Annotated in this window: 10 protein-coding genes, 3 rRNA genes and 1 riboswitch; of the genes, 12 read left to right on the forward strand and 1 reads right to left on the reverse strand. The window is 51.2% G+C overall.

Annotation, left to right across the window (positions count from 1 at the left end; translation table 11 throughout):
• Positions 1-194: 194 nt before the first annotated feature.
• Positions 195-1,094, forward strand: coding sequence for a cation diffusion facilitator family transporter (locus NYR52_RS01865; protein WP_132223577.1), 900 nt, complete (start codon positions 195-197; stop codon positions 1,092-1,094).
• Positions 1,095-1,215: 121 nt separating this feature from the next.
• Here NYR52_RS01865 and namA read toward each other — a convergent pair whose 3' ends face one another.
• Positions 1,216-2,235, reverse strand: coding sequence for an NADPH dehydrogenase NamA (gene namA / locus NYR52_RS01870; protein WP_022738626.1), 1,020 nt, complete (start codon positions 2,233-2,235; stop codon positions 1,216-1,218).
• Positions 2,236-2,745: 510 nt separating this feature from the next.
• Between namA and NYR52_RS01875 the strand changes: the two genes are divergently transcribed.
• The 11 genes from NYR52_RS01875 to rrf all read left to right on the forward strand — a co-directional run bounded on the left by NYR52_RS01875 (position 2,746) and on the right by rrf (position 17,665).
• Complete coding sequence (locus NYR52_RS01875; protein ID WP_158283410.1) at positions 2,746-2,895, forward strand: hypothetical protein; 150 nt, start codon at positions 2,746-2,748, stop codon at positions 2,893-2,895.
• 26 nt (positions 2,896-2,921) lie between these two features.
• Positions 2,922-3,023: riboswitch (purine riboswitch) on the forward strand.
• Positions 3,024-3,150: 127 nt separating this feature from the next.
• Positions 3,151-4,689 carry a glutamine-hydrolyzing GMP synthase gene (gene guaA / locus NYR52_RS01880; protein WP_259436711.1) on the forward strand — a complete coding sequence of 513 codons (1,539 nt, stop codon included), beginning with the start codon at positions 3,151-3,153 and terminating at the stop codon, positions 4,687-4,689.
• A 21-nt stretch (positions 4,690-4,710) separates the two neighbouring features.
• On the forward strand, positions 4,711-6,039 hold the full coding sequence (locus tag NYR52_RS01885; RefSeq protein WP_132223585.1) for an NCS2 family permease: 1,329 nt from the start codon (positions 4,711-4,713) through the stop codon (positions 6,037-6,039).
• 235 nt (positions 6,040-6,274) lie between these two features.
• Complete coding sequence (locus tag NYR52_RS01890; RefSeq protein WP_259436171.1) at positions 6,275-7,411, forward strand: gluzincin family metallopeptidase; 1,137 nt, start codon at positions 6,275-6,277, stop codon at positions 7,409-7,411.
• A gap of 308 nt (positions 7,412-7,719) precedes the next feature.
• A 16S ribosomal RNA gene (locus NYR52_RS01895) occupies positions 7,720-9,224 on the forward strand.
• Positions 9,225-9,407: 183 nt separating this feature from the next.
• Complete coding sequence (locus NYR52_RS01900) at positions 9,408-9,965, forward strand: glycerol-3-phosphate responsive antiterminator (protein ID WP_259436172.1); 558 nt, start codon at positions 9,408-9,410, stop codon at positions 9,963-9,965.
• Between the two features lie 181 nt (positions 9,966-10,146).
• Entirely contained in the window at positions 10,147-10,857 is a 711-nt protein-coding gene (locus NYR52_RS01905; RefSeq protein ID WP_022739201.1) for an MIP/aquaporin family protein, read from the forward strand.
• 23 nt (positions 10,858-10,880) lie between these two features.
• Complete coding sequence (glpK, locus tag NYR52_RS01910; protein ID WP_259436173.1) at positions 10,881-12,377, forward strand: glycerol kinase GlpK; 1,497 nt, start codon at positions 10,881-10,883, stop codon at positions 12,375-12,377.
• 120 nt (positions 12,378-12,497) lie between these two features.
• Positions 12,498-14,144, forward strand: coding sequence for a glycerol-3-phosphate dehydrogenase/oxidase (locus NYR52_RS01915; RefSeq protein WP_259436174.1), 1,647 nt, complete (start codon positions 12,498-12,500; stop codon positions 14,142-14,144).
• A 287-nt stretch (positions 14,145-14,431) separates the two neighbouring features.
• Positions 14,432-17,469: ribosomal RNA gene (locus NYR52_RS01920) — 23S ribosomal RNA — on the forward strand.
• Between the two features lie 81 nt (positions 17,470-17,550).
• Positions 17,551-17,665: ribosomal RNA gene (gene rrf / locus NYR52_RS01925) — 5S ribosomal RNA — on the forward strand.
• Positions 17,666-18,506: the final 841 nt, after the last annotated feature.

Consider the following 18,506-nt stretch of genomic DNA (forward strand, 5'->3'; position numbering starts at 1 on the left):
AACATTGTTATCTTATTCTTTCTATTATAGGGAGTTCGCAAAAAAAAGGGTGGGACAGCTGGGTGAATTGTTGCCCGGAGCCAACATTAATGGGAGTTGTCATCTTTTCTAAATGGGGTAAAAAACGTTTCTCTGGACTAAGAAGGGAGCCCTTCCTTATCATATAGTGGGTTGAAGAAGGAAGGGGGACAAAAATGGTAAAGTTACCTGAGTCCAAGCAAGCGGCAGAAGCGCAAAAAGGAGCCTGGCTCAGCATTTTTTCCTACCTCATCTTAAGTGCGGTCAAGTGTTGGATCGGCGTGACGGAGCATTCCCAAGCGGTGTTCGCTGATGGATTAAACAATGTGTCGGACATATTGTTGTCGGTGGCGATCCTGATTGGGGTGCGGGTGGCCATCCAGCCAGCGGATAGCAATCATCCATTTGGTCACAGCAAAGCTGAGACGGTAGCAACATTGGTGGCGGCATCATGTATGGTGTTGGTGGCTTTGGAAGTGTGGATTGGTGCGGTTGAAGCAGTGTTGCACCCGCGCTCGGGGCAGATTGGCAATGCCGCACTGGCCGTATCGCTGATCTCGGCCGTGGTCATGTTGCTTGTATCCAGCGTCAACTTCGCATTAAGCAAGAAAACGAACAGCGAAGCACTGCAAGCGGCTGCCCACGACAACCGTTCAGATGCATTGGTCAGTTTGGGGGCGGCGGTGGGGATCGTCGGTGCCAACTTAGGATGGATGTGGATGGACCCATTGGCTGCGTTTGTAGTGGGCCTGTTGATCTTGCGCACGGGGTACCAAGTGGGAAAGCCGGCGATCGATATGTTGATGGATGGGTTTGATGAGGAAAAAACAGGGCGAATTCATGCACGGGTTGTTCAGATTGCGGGCATTCGAGAGGTTAAAGCGTTACGTGCGCGCCATCAAGGCATGCATGTGTTTGTGGAGTTGACGGTAGGCGTGGATGCCCATTTATCAGTTGAGGAAAGCCACCGTTTGACGGAAGAGGTGGAAGAGGCGTTGATCGGTTTTGAGCGAATTGCCCATGTACATGTGCATGTGGAGCCGGCTGATCCACCGCAAAAGTTGACTTCTATGTGATGGGGCTGGTTCGTGTTTGTTGCGATACCGGTAGCTTCAGTCGGATGGGAAGAATGCAGAATGCCCCTTCCTACTGCAAACCGCCCAGGAACCAAGCGATTGGTTCTTGGGCGGTTTGCGGTTAAAATCCATATTTGTATTGTTTGGGGCCAATATATTCTACACCAAGTTTTTTAGCGGCATGAATGGTCCAATAGGGATCACGCAACAGTACCCGAGCCAAAAAGACAAGATCAGCCCGTCCATTGGCGATAATCTCTTCTGCTTGTTCCGGGGTGGTAATCAGGCCGACAGCCCCGGTAGCAATCCCGGCTTCGCGCTTGATTGTTTCAGCGTAAGAGACTTGATATCCAGGGAAGATGCGATCCGGTGGTTGAGGGGTAATGCCGCCGGAGGAGACATCCACCAGATCAACGCCCCACTCTTTCATCATGCGTGCCAGAGCGACACTGTCCGCCAATTGGATGCCATCAGGGTGATAGTCCACAGCAGAAATGCGTACATAAAGGGGACGAGAAGTTCCCCATTCCGCTTTGACGGCTTGGATGACTTCCTTGAGCAGTCGTGCTCTGCCATTCAGGTCTCCACCGTACTCATCAGTTCTTTTGTTGGATAGTGGCGACAAAAATTGGTTGAGCAAATAGCCATGGGCGGCATGGATTTCAATGATGTCAAAGCCGATCTCTGAAGCGCGTCGCGCCGCTTGGGCGAATGCCTCAATCACTTGGGCGATTTCCTCTTTTCCCATCTCCAGCGGTGTTTTGTCTCCTTCACTAAACGGAATCGCACTGGGGGCGATGATCGGTTCATCCACGATCGCTTTCCGGCCGGCATGGGCCAATTGGATAGCCGTTTTGCTACCTTGAGAATGGGCAAACGAAACAATTTGCTTTAACCCGTCCATCTGCTCATCAGACCACAATCCCAAATCATTCGTGCTGATGCGGCCCCGAGGTTCCACCGCTGTTGCCTCTACCATCAGCAAGCCCACTTTTCCGGCCGCTCTTGTACCATAATGGACAATGTGCCAATCAGTTACCTTTCCGTCGTCTCCAGCGGAGTACATGCACATGGGGGAACAAACAACGCGGTTGGGCAAAGTGACTTCCTTTTGGGTAAAAGGTTGAAATAAAAATGACATTCCATCATCCCCGCCTTTTAAATATGTACTAACTTATCTTTCTACATTATATTACCTTTATTCCATTTCATGAAACATAAAATTTACTCTCTTTTCACAGGGCATGGCGACGAGTGTGGCTGGCGAGCAAGGGGGTGGGAAATACCCGAGTGAAGCCAATGAGAAAACGGTTTTGGAGCCGCTGGCCTGCGCATCAGACCAGGCGTGCCCTAGTGGAGGAAACGGTATCGAGAGCGGATCAGGTTTGTATATAATAATATTATGATTTTGTTTAAGAGTATTTTTGATACGGATGAACATGTGGAATGCCATGCGCGTGCTTGTACCAGCTGCAAGGTGGGTTCAAATAACAAAAATGGAGGGAATCGATGACGACAGAAGAGACGAGCGGCTTTGTTTGGGATGAAGGACATTCACAGGTGTATCAATTGATTGAAAATATAGAAAAAGTGAGAGCAGAGGTGGAGCAATCAAACCGGCCTCACGATGCGTCAGCGCTGGGAAGCGTTTATGGGAAGAGATGTGCAGACAGATCAAGAGATTGCCTCGTTCATTCGTTGGTATGAACAACGGAGATATGGGGCAAACGAAGAAGGAAAGGCGATGGTGTTGCGTTGGCGAACATTGTGGAAAATCATGGGTGGACGGAAGCGATCTTGACCGCCTATGGACGGCTTGATATGATGAAATTTAGTTGTTCGCCCACCCGTATATGTTTAGGAATAAGGCCTGAACGTCTCTACCCGGCTACCGAAAATAGCTGGACTACGGTTGATGGGGCGCCGGGAAGCCTTATATTTTCTTCATGACGAAGGAATCGGGGGACCGGGGTCCATATCGCCGGGAGCGGCGGTGTGGGTTACCCGGGTTTTTTTGTACCTACCTAAAGTTTCATGACAAAAGAGGGGTTATATGATGGAGAAGCCATTAGAACGCGTTGTTGTGCTCGATTTCGGAGGGCAGTATAACCAATTGATCGCCCGCCGTATCCGTGATTTGGGTGTGTTCAGTGAATTGTTGCCACCCACGACCACTGCGGCCGAGTTGAAGCAAATCAATCCAAAAGGCATTGTTTTCTCAGGTGGGCCAAACAGTGTGTATGACGAGAATTCACCAAAGTGCGATCCGGAGATTTTTAATTTGGGGATTCCTGTATTCGGTATTTGCTACGGTATGCAAATGATCGCCCATCATTTTGGTGCAAATGTATCCCGCGCCAGCAAGCGTGAGTACGGCAAAGCGGAGATGGAGATTGTGTCCGATAGCGTCCTGTATAAAGGCTTGGATACAAAACAAATGGTGTGGATGAGCCACAGCGATGTGGTTGTGGAGCCGCCGGCCAACTTCCAAGTGGATGGAAAAACGCATTCTGCGCCGGTCGCCGCGATGAGCAATCCAGCTGATAAAATCTACGCGGTGCAATTCCACCCAGAAGTGCAACACTCAGTGAACGGGAATGAAATGATCAAGCACTTCTTGTACGATGTGTGCGGATGCTCAGGCGATTGGAGCATGGGAACATTTATCGAAGACAGCGTGAGAGCGATTCGCGAGCAAGTTGGCGACAAAAAAGTGTTGTGCGCGTTGAGTGGAGGCGTTGACTCGTCTGTCGTTGCGGCGCTGATTCACAAAGCGGTAGGAGATCAGCTCACTTGCATGTTTGTCGATCATGGCCTCTTGCGTAAAGGCGAAGCGGAGAGCGTGGTTGAAACCTTCGGCAAAAACTTCAAAATGAACTTGGTTAAAATAGACGCCCGTGAGCGTTTCTTGTCCAAACTGGCGGGTGTTTCCGACCCGGAACAAAAACGGAAAATCATTGGTGTTGAATTTATCCGGGTATTTGAAGAAGAGTCGGCTAAATTTGGCGACCATGAGTTCTTGGGACAAGGTACGTTGTACACCGATATCATTGAATCGGGTACGGCGACCGCGCACACGATTAAGTCTCACCACAATGTAGGTGGGTTGCCAGAGGATATGAAAATGCAGTTGGTTGAACCGCTCAACACCTTGTTCAAAGATGAAGTCCGCAAAGTGGGCGAAGAGTTGGGCTTGCCTGCGGATATCGTGTGGCGTCAGCCCTTCCCAGGTCCAGGACTGGCGATTCGCGTCATCGGTGAAGTGACGGAAGCTAAGTTGGAGATCGTGCGCGAGTCGGATGCGATCCTGCGCGAAGAGATTAAAAAAGCGGGACTCGACCGCGAGATTTGGCAATACTTCACGGCGCTACCCGACTTCAAAAGCGTGGGCGTGATGGGAGACGTGCGCACCTACGCTTATACGGTAGGGATTCGTGCCGTTACCTCGATCGACGGGATGACTGCGGATTGGGCTCGTATCCCTTATGATGTGCTTGAGAAAATTTCCACCCGCATTGTCAATGAAGTGGATGGCGTAAACCGTGTCGTTTATGACGTGACTTCTAAGCCACCTTCAACCATTGAATGGGAATAACAGAGAATCAGGTGATCTCACATGTCCAAGTTTGCAACAGGGTTGGCTCGTTACTTTGACTTTGCTGGACACCAAACGAACTTGCGGACAGAGATCCTTGCCGGGGTTACCACATTTTTCACGATGGCGTACATCTTGTTGGTGGCGCCATCGATTCTTGGCAAGACCGGGATGGATCTGGGTGCGGTGTTTGTGGCCACAGGTTTGTCCGCGTGTATCGGTACCTTCCTGATGGGCGTCGTGGCCAATTATCCCATTGCCCTGGCCCCCGGGATCGGGTTGATTTCATATTTTGCGTTCGCTGTCGTACTGGGGATGAATGTGCCATGGACCCAAGCGCTGGGCGCCGTGTTTTTGTCCGGTACTGTGTTTTTTGTGTTGACCGTCACCAAAATCAGGGAACTGATTATTAATGCCATTCCGACCGGGTTAAAATATGCCGTGTCGTCAGGTATTGGACTTTTTATTGCTTTTATCGGTCTCAAAAATGCTCAAATCATTCTGCCCGCGGAAGCGACTTATGTGATGATCAACCCCGACTTGACTAAAAAACCGGAGATTTTGTTAACTCTGTTCGGTTTGCTGATCACGTCTGTGATGATGGTGCGCCGGGTAAAGGGAGCCATATTCATCGGGATGGTGGCGACGGCTATAGTCGGCATGATGACGGGATTGATCAAGGTACCGGACAAGCTGTTTGCAATGCCGCCCAGCATGGCACCTACTTTCTTGAAATTAGATGTCATGGGTGCGTTGGAATTGGGCTTTGTCACGATCGTGTTTGCTTTTTTGTTTGTGGATCTCTTTGACAATGCCGGCACGCTGGTGGGAGTAGCCAGCCAGGCCGGGCTGATGAAAGACAACAAACTGCCGCGAGCCGGACGGGCCTTGATCACCGACTCGATTGCGACGGTGTTGGGGGCGTTGTTTGGTACGTCAACCGTTACTTCGTACATTGAGTCATCAGCGGGAGTGGCTTCGGGAGGACGGACGGGCATGACCTCAGTCACCACCGCGCTTTGTTTTGCGGCGGCGCTGTTTTTCTTCCCGATCGTACAGACACTCGCTTCGGTGGCTGCAATCACGTCGCCTGCGTTGATTATCGTGGGTGTGCTGATGGCCGGCAACTTGAGCAAGATCGAGTGGGACTCTTTGTCTGAAGCGATTCCAGCCTTTATCACTTTGATTATGATGCCACTCAGTTTCAGCATCGCGACTGGCATTGCCGCTGGCTTTATCCTGTATCCATTGTGCAAGGTCGTGGCAGGAGAAGGTAAGCATGTCCACCCCGTCGTGTATGTGTTGGGGGTTATTTTCATCTTGCGATTCATGTTTTTGGGGAGTGTCTGAATGAGCTCCGACCGGAAGGTGCGAAAGACGCATCAAGCCCTGTGTACGTCAATGTGACGAAACGCAGGGCTTTTTCTGCGAATGAGTTGGGTGTGGACGTCATCTATCCGTCATCTTTGTGGATTGTCCACTTTACATAGAAGGAGCTGCCATGTTAATTCGGCCAGTGTGCGAAAGCGGGGTTAAAACCAGCGTAGAATTGCCATCTTATAGATAAAGATGGAGGTGGGCTGGAATGAGAAGCAAGGTGTTATGGACAGGATTCTGCGTAGGAATCGCGCTGCTTGTTGGTTGGTGCGCGCAGGGGGCAGAAGCAGCTGAACGATCTGTCTTGGGGATGGCAAAGGAGATCGGAGAGTTTCGGCAATTGTTCGCACAAAAGGAGCAGGCACTTAAAGAAAAAAATTGGCTTATGTACCGAGCCACATTGGATGAGGAAAATCAAACATATCTTCATGAACAGAAGCGGTGGTTTCAAGATGCGGTGCGTGTGATCGAACCGGGATCATTTCGGTTGCAGCTTCTCCAAGTGAAAGCCGTCGGCCGGGGAACCGCCGTTGTCCAAGTAAAGCAATCCTATCGGATGGGCAAGAAGGCTGTATCTTTTAACTACCCGCTGTCATTGAAAAAAAGGACGGATGGTTGGAAGGATGCTGATCTGGCTTTTTCTGTGTTGAAACATGAGCGAATCAGCGTGTATTATAGCGACCCTGCTCTCGAGCGGGAAGCGACATTAGCAATGAACACGTTACAACAAGCCTATGAAGGGTTGCATCGGCGTATGGGCTGGACGACCAAAGGAATTGAGGTGAAATTGTATCACCGCCCGGAGGTGTTCCGCCAATTTGTCAAACCGTCGTTGCCGGAATGGGCTGGTGGTTGGCATGAAGCCAATCAAGCGATCAAATTTATCGGCGGCTGGGGGGAACTCCGGTTATTGGCTGCTGGATTGGTACATGAGCTGACGCATCAGATGGTGAGCGAATTGTCTAATGACAATGCGGCGTATTGGTTGCAAGAAGGAGCCGCGATGTATTATGAAGCCCATTTGTTGCCTCGGTTGATGGTTGGCCATGAAACGAATCGTTTAAAGCGGCGCATGAGTTTGGCCGAGCTAGAACGGGCAAAGCTGGAAAAATTGCCATCGGATCAAGCAGAACAGTATTATCTCAGTGCATATCTCGCTTACAAATCATTGGCAGAACGATGGGGAGATCGAGCCCTTGGCGCGGTGTTACGGGAGTTGGGGAAATACCCGTACCTCGATCTCGACAGCAGTGAAAAGCAGCCGACGCTAAACCAACGGACGAGAAACGCATGGATGCGCGTGTTCGGCCGCAGCATCGAAGGGATGGTGGGAATGTCTGCTTAAGAATGAGGAGAGTAAAGATGAAGGCATCGGCAGAGAAAAAGCCAACAGAAGAAAAAGGCGTTGACAAGGAATAGAAATCTTGTTATATTTAGTTTCGTTGCTTGTCGCAACATCATTCCATGTTCTTTTTACCTAAATTGACTAAAAAAGTTGTTGACAGGTGGAAGGAAGCATGATAGGATATAAAACGTCGCTACAAGAGCGGCGCTAAAAATGAGTGTTCCTTGAAAACTAAAGAGTGACAACGTGACCTGTCAATTCATTGAGCATAGACTCAAACCTCAGTTTCACACGTTGGTGTGAAACCTTTAACGGAGAGTTTGATCCTGGCTCAGGATGAACGCTGGCGGCATGCCTAATACATGCAAGTCGTGCGAGGGTCTCCGGACCCTAGCGGCGAACGGGTGAGTAACACGTGGGCAACCTGCCCGTAAGACTGGGATAACTCCGGGAAACCGGTGCTAATACCAGATAATCTCTTTCTCCGCATGGAGAAAGAGTAAAAGGCTTCGGCCACTTACGGATGGGCCCGCGGCGCATTAGCTAGTTGGTGGGGTAACGGCCCACCAAGGCGACGATGCGTAGCCGACCTGAGAGGGTGATCGGCCACACTGGGACTGAGACACGGCCCAGACTCCTACGGGAGGCAGCAGTAGGGAATTTTCCGCAATGGGCGAAAGCCTGACGGAGCAATGCCGCGTGAGTGATGACGGCCTTCGGGTTGTAAAACTCTGTTCTGAAGGAAGAAGTTCTGACGGTACTTCAGGAGAAAGCCCCGGCTAACTACGTGCCAGCAGCCGCGGTAATACGTAGGGGGCGAGCGTTATCCGGAATTATTGGGCGTAAAGCGCGCGCAGGCGGTCATTTAAGTCAGGTGTGAAAGGCTGCGGCTCAACCGCAGAGCGGCACCTGAAACTGGATGACTTGAGTGCAGGAGAGGAGAGCGGAATTCCCGGTGTAGCGGTGGAATGCGTAGAGATCGGGAGGAACACCAGTGGCGAAGGCGGCTCTCTGGCCTGTTTCTGACGCTGAGGCGCGAAAGCGTGGGGAGCAAACAGGATTAGATACCCTGGTAGTCCACGCCGTAAACGATGAGTGCTAGGTGTCGGGGGGTCCTACCCTCGGTGCCGAAGGTAACCCATTAAGCACTCCGCCTGGGGAGTACGGCCGCAAGGCTGAAACTCAAAGGAATTGACGGGGGCCCGCACAAGCGGTGGAGCATGTGGTTTAATTCGAAGCAACGCGAAGAACCTTACCAGGGCTTGACATCCCGCTGACCGCTCCAGAGATGGAGCTTCCCTTCGGGGCAGCGGTGACAGGTGGTGCATGGTTGTCGTCAGCTCGTGTCGTGAGATGTTGGGTTCAGTCCCGCAACGAGCGCAACCCTTATCGCTAGTTGCCAGCATTCAGTTGGGCACTCTAGCGAGACAGCCGGTGAAAGCCGGAGGAAGGTGGGGATGACGTCAAATCATCATGCCCCTTATGTCCTGGGCTACACACGTGCTACAATGGCCGGTACAATGGGTCGCCAACCCGCGAGGGGGAGCTAATCCCACAAAACCGGTCTCAGTTCGGATCGCAGGCTGCAACTCGCCTGCGTGAAGCCGGAATCGCTAGTAATCGCGGATCAGCATGCCGCGGTGAATACGTTCCCGGGCCTTGTACACACCGCCCGTCACACCACGAGAGTTTGCAACACCCGAAGTCGGTGAGGTAACCTTTATGGAACCAGCCGCCGAAGGTGGGGCAGATGATTGGGGTGAAGTCGTAACAAGGTATCCCTACCGGAAGGTGGGGATGGATCACCTCCTTTCTAAGGAGCTCTTTCTAGAGCAACATCGATCATTTTCTCAGGTCACGTGACACTCACTCTTTAGTTTTCAGGGAACAACGGGGGCCCCTTCACCAAAGTGTGAAGGGGCTTTTAATTTTTCCATCTGTTTGTGGTATCATGGGTGAATCGGATAACGCTTTAATGATGGAAAGGAAGAATGGGATGAAGACGCATTTTCAAAAGCAAAGGCTTTTGCCAGCTGCCAAAAGTGTGAAGGACTTTGAAAAGCTGTTGGAAAGTTCGTACGAGTATATTGTGATGTTGGATTGTCACCTTGCCCAATTGCCTCCCTTGATGAGATTAGCCCATCAACATCAGAAGAAAGTCATTTTGCACGTCGATTTGATCCAAGGGCTCAAAAATGACGAATATGCGGCTGAGTTTCTTTGTCAAATGGTTAAGCCAGCGGGGCTGATTTCTACCCGTACGCCGGTGGTGCAAGTTGCCAAAAAACGAAAAATTATTGCCATTCAACGCGTATTTCTGCTGGATACCCATGCCTTGGAAACCAGTTACCGATTGTTGCAATTGTCTCAACCGGATTACATCGAAGTGCTCCCTGGAATCATTCCCCATGTAATTAAAGAAGTGGCGGCGATCACCAAGATCCCGATTTTGGCTGGAGGCTTGATCCGCACCAAACAGGAGCTTGAGTCGGCGTTAGAAGCAGGAGCGGTTGCCATCACGTCGTCAAATAAAAAATTGTGGCATATCAAATGAAAGTATTGAAATTTATGTGATAATTATTTACAATGATGTTGATAGCGCTTCCAAATATACTTGAGATTAAGTTCATAGCTGACATGAGTCGATGAGAGTCACTGAGGCCCCTGGTTCGATGGAACGAGGGGGAAGCTTGGTGACTCTTTTTTGGTACTCATTGGATCAAAGGAGGAATAGGATGTCTCACTTTACCGCTGAGTTGCTGGGAACGATGATGTTAATTTTGTTGGGGAACGGAGTTGTGGCCGGCGTCGTGTTGCAGCGGTCTAAAGCCTACCAAGCTGGCTGGGTTGTCATTACGCTGGGCTGGGGTTTGGCCGTTATGATAGCTGCGTACATGGTTGGTCATATCAGCGGGGCGTATTTGAATCCAGCCTTGACCATCGCTTTTGCCGTAGCCGGGAAGCTGGCATGGGCAGAAGTGGGTAGTATGATTGTCGCCCAAATGTTAGGGGCCTTTTTGGGAGCGGTGTTGGTGTGGTTGCACTATTATCCCCACTGGTCCAAAACGGAGAGTCAAGATGATAAGTTGGCCGTCTTCGCAACAGCACCTGCTATTAAGCACACGCCTTCAAATTTGTTGAGTGAAATCATCGGTACATTTGTGTTAGTATTTGCGTTGCTCGCCATGGGCGGAGAAGGTGTGGTATTTGCAGACGGGTTGAAAACCTTGATTGTGGGCTTTTTGATTGTGGCGATCGGCATGTCGCTCGGGGGAACGACCGGTTATGCCATCAATCCTGCCAGAGACTTAGGGCCACGGTTGGCTCACGCCATTTTGCCGATTCCGGGCAAGGGATCGTCCCAATGGGGTTATGCTTGGATTCCGGTTGTCGGTCCGGTTGTCGGAGCGGTATTGGCCGCGTTGCTTTACGGATATGTGTATTGATACCAGCGAAAGGGTGAGAGGATATGTCTAACCAATATATACTGGCGATTGACCAAGGGACGACAAGCTCCCGGGCGATTCTATTTGACCATAAGGGTCACATCGTAACCATTGCCCAACAGGAATTCACACAATACTTTCCGCAGCCAGGCTGGGTGGAACATGATGCGGAAGAAATTTGGGAATCTGTGCATCGTGTTATGAATCAAGCGATCAGAGAAGCAGGCATTACAGCCAGTCAAATCGCTGCGCTCGGCATTACCAACCAACGCGAAACAACGGTGGTATGGGATCGGCATACAGGTAAGCCCGTTCACTCCGCGATTGTATGGCAATCCAGACAAACTTCGGCCATTTGCGATGAATTGGTTGCTCAAGGATGGAATGACCTATTTCGTAGTAAGACGGGTTTGCTGATCGATGCGTATTTTTCCGGGACCAAAGTGAAATGGATTTTGGATCATGTGGAAGGTGCGAGAGAAAAAGCGGAACGTGGCGACTTGTTGTTTGGCACCATCGATACCTGGCTGATCTGGAAGTTGACGGGTGGTCAAGTGCATGTCACAGATTACACCAATGCTTCGCGGACGTTGATGTACAACATCTATGAGCTGAAATGGGATGAAGAATTGCTCGACATTTTGACCGTTCCAGCATCCATGTTACCAGAGGTTTGTCCGTCTTCTGGGGTGGTTGCCAAGACGGCCAAGGGTGTGTTGGATAATGCTGAGATTCCGATCGCGGGAATTGCGGGTGACCAGCAAGCGGCGTTGTTTGGCCAGGCGTGCTTTGAACAGGGCATGGCCAAAAACACTTATGGCACGGGTTGCTTTATGTTGATGAACACAGGGGAGAAAGCAGTACCGTCCAAACATGGTTTGCTTACAACCATTGCTTGGGGCTTGGATGGAAAAGTGGAGTATGCGCTTGAAGGAAGCATTTTCATCGCCGGTTCCGCGGTGCAGTGGTTGCGCGACGGATTGAAAATGATTAAGACTGCTGCCGAATCTGAAACACTGGCTACTCAAGTGGATTCCACTGACGGAGTATATGTTGTTCCTGCGTTCGTCGGATTGGGAACGCCTTATTGGGATCAGGATGCCCGTGGGGCTGTGTTCGGATTGACCCGCGGTACGACTGATGCCCACTTCACTCGGGCGACGCTGGAGTCGTTGGCGTACCAAACCAAAGATGTGCTGTCGGTAATGGAACAAGATTCCGAAATCCAACTGAAAAAGCTGCGTGTGGATGGGGGAGCTACCGCCAACCGTTTCTTAATGCAGTTTCAAAGTGATATTTTAGGCGTGCCGGTTGAGCGGCCCACCGTGTTGGAAACAACTGCGCTGGGTGCTGCCTATTTGGCAGGATTGGCTGTCGGATATTGGGCAGACAAAAACGAAATCGCCCGTCACTGGCACCGGGATGAAATCTTTGTTAGCCAAATGGATGACAAAGAGCGGAAAAAGTTATACAATGGATGGGTACAAGCGGTTGAAGCCACACGGGCTTTCAAGCCGTAACCACGTGAATGAGCACAAGTTAATAGGTTATGGAGATATGGAGACAAACCACATACCCTTATGCGCTAAACAGCATAAGGGATTATGTGGTTTTTTATTTATCACAAAGGAGGATCTATCATGAACGGCAGACAAGAGCGGTTGAGCGCGATCAAAGATGAAGTGGAATTGCTGGTGATTGGTGGGGGAATTACCGGTGCGGGCATCGCCCTTGACGCGCAATCGCGCGGTATCAACACGGTATTGGTAGAGATGCAGGATTTCGGCGCTGGTACATCCAGCCGGTCAACCAAGCTGGTGCACGGGGGTCTGCGCTACCTGAAGCAACTGGAAGTGCAATTGGTGGCCGAAGTGGGAAAAGAACGGGCTATTGTGTATGAGAACGGACCGCATGTCACCACTCCCGAATGGATGATGCTGCCGATCATCAAGGGTGGCACATACGGCAAATTGGCCAGCTCCGTCGGCTTGGCTGTGTATGACCGGTTGGCTGGCGTAAAGAAAAGTGAGCGGCGCCAGATGTTGAACAAAGAGGAGACCTTGCGCAAAGAGCCGTTGTTGCGGAAAGAAGGATTGAAAGGTTCGGGTTATTATGTAGAGTATCGTACGGATGACGCCCGATTGACGCTGGAAGTGATGAAAAAGGCTGTCGAATACGGCGCCGAAGTGTTCAACTATGTGAAAGTGACCGAGCTCCTGTATGAAAACGGCAAAGTGAACGGAGTCAAAGTGCGGGATCAGATCTCAGGGGAAGAATATACCCTCCGTGCCAAAAAGATCGTCAATGCCACCGGCCCTTGGGTAGATGAGTTGAGGGAGATGGATGGGTCCAAACACGGAAAAACGCTACACTGGACCAAAGGGGTTCACATTGTGGTGGATGGTGGCCGTTTCCCATTGCGGCAAGCGATTTACTTCGATACGGAGGATGGGCGGATGGTGTTTGCCATTCCACGCGACGGCAAAACCTATATCGGGACGACAGACACAGACTATCGGGATGATCTCGTCCATCCCCGCGTGACAGAAACAGACCGGGATTATCTCATTTCTGCTGTTAACAGCATGTTTCCAGAAGTTAAATTAACCCAAGCCGATGTGGAGACATTTTGGGCCGGCGTTCGTCCGCTGATTCATGAAGAAGGGAAATCCCCGTCAGAGATCTCTCGTAAAGATGAAATCTTCCATTCCAAATCCGGTTTAATCACCATTGCGGGAGGTAAACTCACCGGATACCGCAAAATGGCTGAGAAGGTGGTTAACCTGGTTGCGAAAGAACTGCAACAGGAAACAGGGAAAACATTTGCTGCGTGCCACACGGATCGCATTCCGATTTCCGGAGGGGACGTGGGCGGATCTGCCGGCTTTGAAGCATTTGTAAAAGAAAAAACCAAACAAGGTGTGGAGCTGGGCTTTTCTGAGCAGCAAGCAGGATGGTTGACCCGGTTGTACGGCTCCAATGTGGATCATGTCTACCAATGGTCAACGGCTGACGGCAAAGCGGCAGCAAAGCGATATGGCATTCCGCTTGAATTGTATGCTTCCCTCATGTATGGGTTGCAACATGAAATGGTTCAAACGCCTGTGGACTATCTGTTGCGCCGCACGGGTGCGATGCTGTTCGACATCGCCTGGGTTAAGCGCTGGCAAGCGGGAGTGGTTGACTTGATGGCTGATCACTGCGCATGGGATGAGCAGACTCGTATGCGTCGGGAGCAGGAGCTGGAGCAAGAAATTCGCTATGTCACGGAAGTGGTTTCCGACTAAGGTACCAAGTAATGCGAATGGCCGCGATGGTGCAGCGTGCAGACGGCCGGTCTCCCTTATCACATGATGAGGGAGATTTTTTTATAAAAAAGGGTTGCATTTATTTTTGAGCCGTGGTACATTATTACTTGTCGCCGCGATGCGGTGATAACAAAGAGAAAACGCACCTTGAAAATTAGATATGGAATAAAGCAACGAGGTTAAGAAGGAGATCCTTCTTTGATCGTCGATGTTGCAAATCACCGAGGAGATACCGAGCGGCATAGATATGCCGAATAAACCTGGTAGGTTAAGCTACTAAGGGCACACGGTGGATGCCTTGGCGCTAGGAGCCGATGAAGGACGGGACGAACTCCGATAAGCTTCGGGGAGCTGTAAGTAAGCTTTGATCCGGAGATTTCCGAATGGGGCAACCCACCAGCTTGAAGAGCTGGTACCGCCACCTGAATCCATAGGGTGGTCGGAGGCAGACCAGGGGAACTGAAACATCTAAGTACCCTGAGGAAGAGAAAGCAAACGCGATTCCCTGAGTAGCGGCGAGCGAAACGGGAACAGCCCAAACCGATGGCCTTGTGCCATCGGGGTTGTAGGACGTCTCACACGGAGTCACAAAGGGAGCGAATAGGTGAACTGGTCCTGGAAAGGCCGGCAATATAAGGTAACAGCCCTGTAACCGAAATTCGTTCCCCTCCGAGACGAATCCTGAGTACCGCGGGACACGTGAAACCCCGTGGGAAGCTGGGAGGACCACCTCCCAAGGCTAAATACTCCCTAGCGACCGATAGTGAACCAGTACCGTGAGGGAAAGGTGAAAAGCACCCCGGGAGGGGAGTGAAAGAGAACCTGAAACCGTGTGCTTACAACCAGTCGGAGTCCCCTTGAGGGATGACGGCGTGCCTTTTGTAGAATGAACCGGCGAGTAACGGTTGCGTGCAAGGTTAAGGTGAAAAGCTGGAGCCGTAGCGAAAGCGAGTCTGAATAGGGCGCTTGAGTACGTAGTCGTTGACCCGAAACCGGGTGATCTACCCATGTCCAGGATGAAGTTCCGGTAACACGGAATGGAGGTCCGAACCTGTTGGTGTTGAAAAACCATAGGATGAGGTGTGGGTAGGGGTGAAATGCCAATCGAACCCGGAGATAGCTGGTTCTCCCCGAAATAGCTTTAGGGCTAGCCTCGGATCAAGAGTCATGGAGGTAGAGCACTGATTGGGCTAGGGGCCCCCACAGGGTTACCGAACTCAGTTAAACTCCGAATGCCATCGACTCATGTCCGGGAGTCAGACTGCGAGTGCTAAGATCCGTAGTCAAGAGGGAAACAGCCCAGACCACCAGCTAAGGTCCCCAAGTAATCGTTAAGTGGCAAAGGATGTGGAGTTGCCCAGACAACCAGGATGTTGGCTTAGAAGCAGCCACCATTCAAAGAGTGCGTAATAGCTCACTGGTCAAGTGACTCTGCGCCGAAAATGTAACGGGGCTAAACGATTCACCGAAGCTGTGGATGCCGCCACATTCACTCTGTCTTTCATGATCGTCGGCGAAGGACATTTGCCGAAAACATCTTTTCGGCTAAATGCCATAGCGAAACGATGTGTGGAAGCTGGAGTGAATGCGGTGGCATGGTAGGGGAGCGTTCCAAGCAGCAGCGAAGCTGCTTCGTGAGAAGTGGTGGAGCGCTTGGAAGTGAGAATGCCGGTATGAGTAGCGAAAAGAGGGGTGAGAATCCCCTCCACCGTAAGCCTAAGGTTTCCTGAGGAAGGTTCGTCCGCTCAGGGTTAGTCGGGACCTAAGCTGAGGCCGAAAGGCGTAGGCGATGGACAACAGGTTGATATTCCTGTACCACCTATTTTCGTTTGTACGATGGGGGGACGCAGGAGGGTAGGGAATCGCGCGACTGGAAGTGCGCGTCCAAGCAGTGAGGCCGAAAGGATAGGCAAATCCGTCCTTTCTACAGGCTGGGCTGTGACGGCGAGGGAAATTATCAGTACCGAAGTTCCTGATCTCACACTGCCAAGAAAAGCCTCTAGGAGAAAATAGGTGCCCGTACCGCAAACCGACACAGGTAGGCGAGGAGAGAATCCTAAGGTGCTCGGGAAAACTCTCGTTAAGGAACTCGGCAAAATGACCCCGTAACTTCGGGAGAAGGGGTGCCCCGGTAGGGTGAAAGCCCGAGGGGGCCGCAGTGAAGAGGTCCAGGCGACTGTTTAGCAAAAACACAGGTCTCTGCTAAGCCGCAAGGCGATGTATAGGGGCTGACGCCTGCCCGGTGCTGGAAGGTTAAGGGGAAGGGTTAGCGCAAGCGAAGCTCTGAACCGAAGCCCCAGTAAACGGCGGCCGTAACTATAACGGTCCTAAGGTAGCGAAATTCCTTGTCGGGTAAGTTCCGACCCGCACGAAAGGCGTAACGATCTGGACGCTGTCTCAACGAGAGACCCGGTGAAATTGTACTGCCAGTGAAGATGCTGGCTACCCGCGACAAGACGGAAAGACCCCGTGGAGCTTTACTGTAGCCTGATATTGAATCTAGGTACGACTTGTACAGGATAGGTGGGAGTCTGAGAAGCCGGAGCGCCAGCTTCGGTGGAGACGCCGGTGGGATACCACTCTGGTCGTATCGGGGTTCTAACTCGCCGCCGTCACCCGGCGGGAGGACCGTGTCAGGTGGGCAGTTTGACTGGGGCGGTCGCCTCCTAAAAAGTAACGGAGGCGCTCTAAGGTTCCCTCAGCGCGGTCGGAAATCGCGCTCCAGAGTGCAAAGGCAGAAGGGAGCTTGACTGCGAGACCTACAAGTCGAGCAGGGACGAAAGTCGGACTTAGTGATCCGGTGGTTCCGAGTGGAAGGGCCATCGCTCAACGGATAAAAGCTACCCCGGGGATAACAGGCTTATCTCCCCCAAGAGTCCACATCGACGGGGAGGTTTGGCACCTCGATGTCGGCTCATCGCATCCTGGGGCTGTAGTAGGTCCCAAGGGTTGGGCTGTTCGCCCATTAAAGCGGTACGCGAGCTGGGTTCAGAACGTCGTGAGACAGTTCGGTCCCTATCTGTCGTGGGCGTAGGAAATTTGAGAGGAGCTGTCCTTAGTACGAGAGGACCGGGATGGACGCACCTCTGGTGTACCAGTTGTTCCGCCAGGAGCACCGCTGGGTAGCCAAGTGCGGACGGGATAAGCGCTGAAAGCATCTAAGCGCGAAGCCCCCCTCAAGATGAGATTTCCCATTCCCCTGTGGAAGTAAGACCCCTTGTAGATGACGAGGTTGATCGGTCCGGGGTGTAAGCGCAGCAATGCGTTTAGCTGACGGATACGAATCGGTCGAGGGCTTATCCTACTTCATCTCTTCATCTTGCAACGCGCTTTATTCCAATCTAATTTTCAGGGTGTGGTTCACATCTTGAACAACAACATAACGTCTGGTGATGATGGCGGAGGGGATCCACCCGTTCCCATACCGAACACGGAAGTTAAGCCCTCCAGCGCCGATGGTACTTGGGCTTAAGCCCTGGGAGAGTAGGTCGTTGCCAGGCTACCAAACCCCACTTCAGAGTGAAGTGGGGTTTTTGCTTTGTATTGGTAAGTGGCTTCATCATGTGGCATTGCCAGTGCCAAGGGGCAGTGTCGTTCAGGAACAAATTCACTCTTGCTTGGGACGAGGAAGCAGAAAAGATTTCAGCCACATTGAGGTGAGCCCAGAAATGTTCTGATGTCCACTTCTTGTATGATGAATAGAGGAGCTTGTTTAACAGCACCATTACGGCTGACATGTCGTTAGACCATGTCTGATAAATGATCGGCGGTTCCAAAACCTCCTTTCCGTTTTTTTCACTCATGACGTGGTACTCATCAGGAAGCAGATTGCCGTCGTTTTTTCTACAACTTGGTCGATCTGACAGACTATAGGGGGGCCTGATGAATAGGCCTGTGGCTCCAAAACTATTTTCTCATTCGTTTTACTTGTAGCATCGGCAACTACGAGGAAAGGTTTTTCCGCCGCTTCTTCGGCACATAACTTAATTTGCCGGACACACCCTAGAGAATTTTGTATTTCTAGACAGTCGCATTTGTCTGTCTGTTGCCGCTCGTCTCCGCTGATCGTATTTATAGACAGTACCATGGAGCCTGATGCTGCAACCTGATTTTACATGGTCACTCTTCATCCACGGTGTAGCGACTGTTCGTTGGGACGTAGTGACATTTCCAAGCGTATGTTTGAGTGTTTGATCGATGGAGAGAATCATTTGGATGGCATGATCCTAAAGTGATTCCTTTTAAAAACTTAGCGGCGAAAAAATGGAGGGGGAAAAGTCACAAATAATGACAAGGCTTCATGGGGACCAGATGGAAACGCTGAGCTAACACCTGCGAGAC

The organism is Laceyella sacchari (assembly GCF_024927925.1).
GTDB lineage: Bacteria > Bacillota > Bacilli > Thermoactinomycetales > Thermoactinomycetaceae > Laceyella > Laceyella sacchari.

Excerpts from the sequence above, each read along its gene's own strand:
- NYR52_RS01915 (WP_259436174.1), top strand. The coding sequence starts at position 12,498 with ATGAACGGCAGACAAGAGCGGTTGAGCGCGATCAAAGATGAAGTGGAA.
- glpK (WP_259436173.1), top strand. The coding sequence starts at position 10,881 with ATGTCTAACCAATATATACTGGCGATTGACCAAGGGACGACAAGCTCC.
- NYR52_RS01900 (WP_259436172.1), top strand. The coding sequence starts at position 9,408 with ATGAAGACGCATTTTCAAAAGCAAAGGCTTTTGCCAGCTGCCAAAAGT.
- NYR52_RS01905 (WP_022739201.1), top strand. The coding sequence starts at position 10,147 with ATGTCTCACTTTACCGCTGAGTTGCTGGGAACGATGATGTTAATTTTG.
- NYR52_RS01885 (WP_132223585.1), top strand. The coding sequence starts at position 4,711 with ATGTCCAAGTTTGCAACAGGGTTGGCTCGTTACTTTGACTTTGCTGGA.
- guaA (WP_259436711.1), top strand. The coding sequence starts at position 3,151 with ATGGAGAAGCCATTAGAACGCGTTGTTGTGCTCGATTTCGGAGGGCAG.
- NYR52_RS01890 (WP_259436171.1), top strand. The coding sequence starts at position 6,275 with ATGAGAAGCAAGGTGTTATGGACAGGATTCTGCGTAGGAATCGCGCTG.
- namA (WP_022738626.1), bottom strand. The coding sequence starts at position 2,235 with ATGTCATTTTTATTTCAACCTTTTACCCAAAAGGAAGTCACTTTGCCC.
- NYR52_RS01865 (WP_132223577.1), top strand. The coding sequence starts at position 195 with ATGGTAAAGTTACCTGAGTCCAAGCAAGCGGCAGAAGCGCAAAAAGGA.
- NYR52_RS01875 (WP_158283410.1), top strand. The coding sequence starts at position 2,746 with ATGGGAAGAGATGTGCAGACAGATCAAGAGATTGCCTCGTTCATTCGT.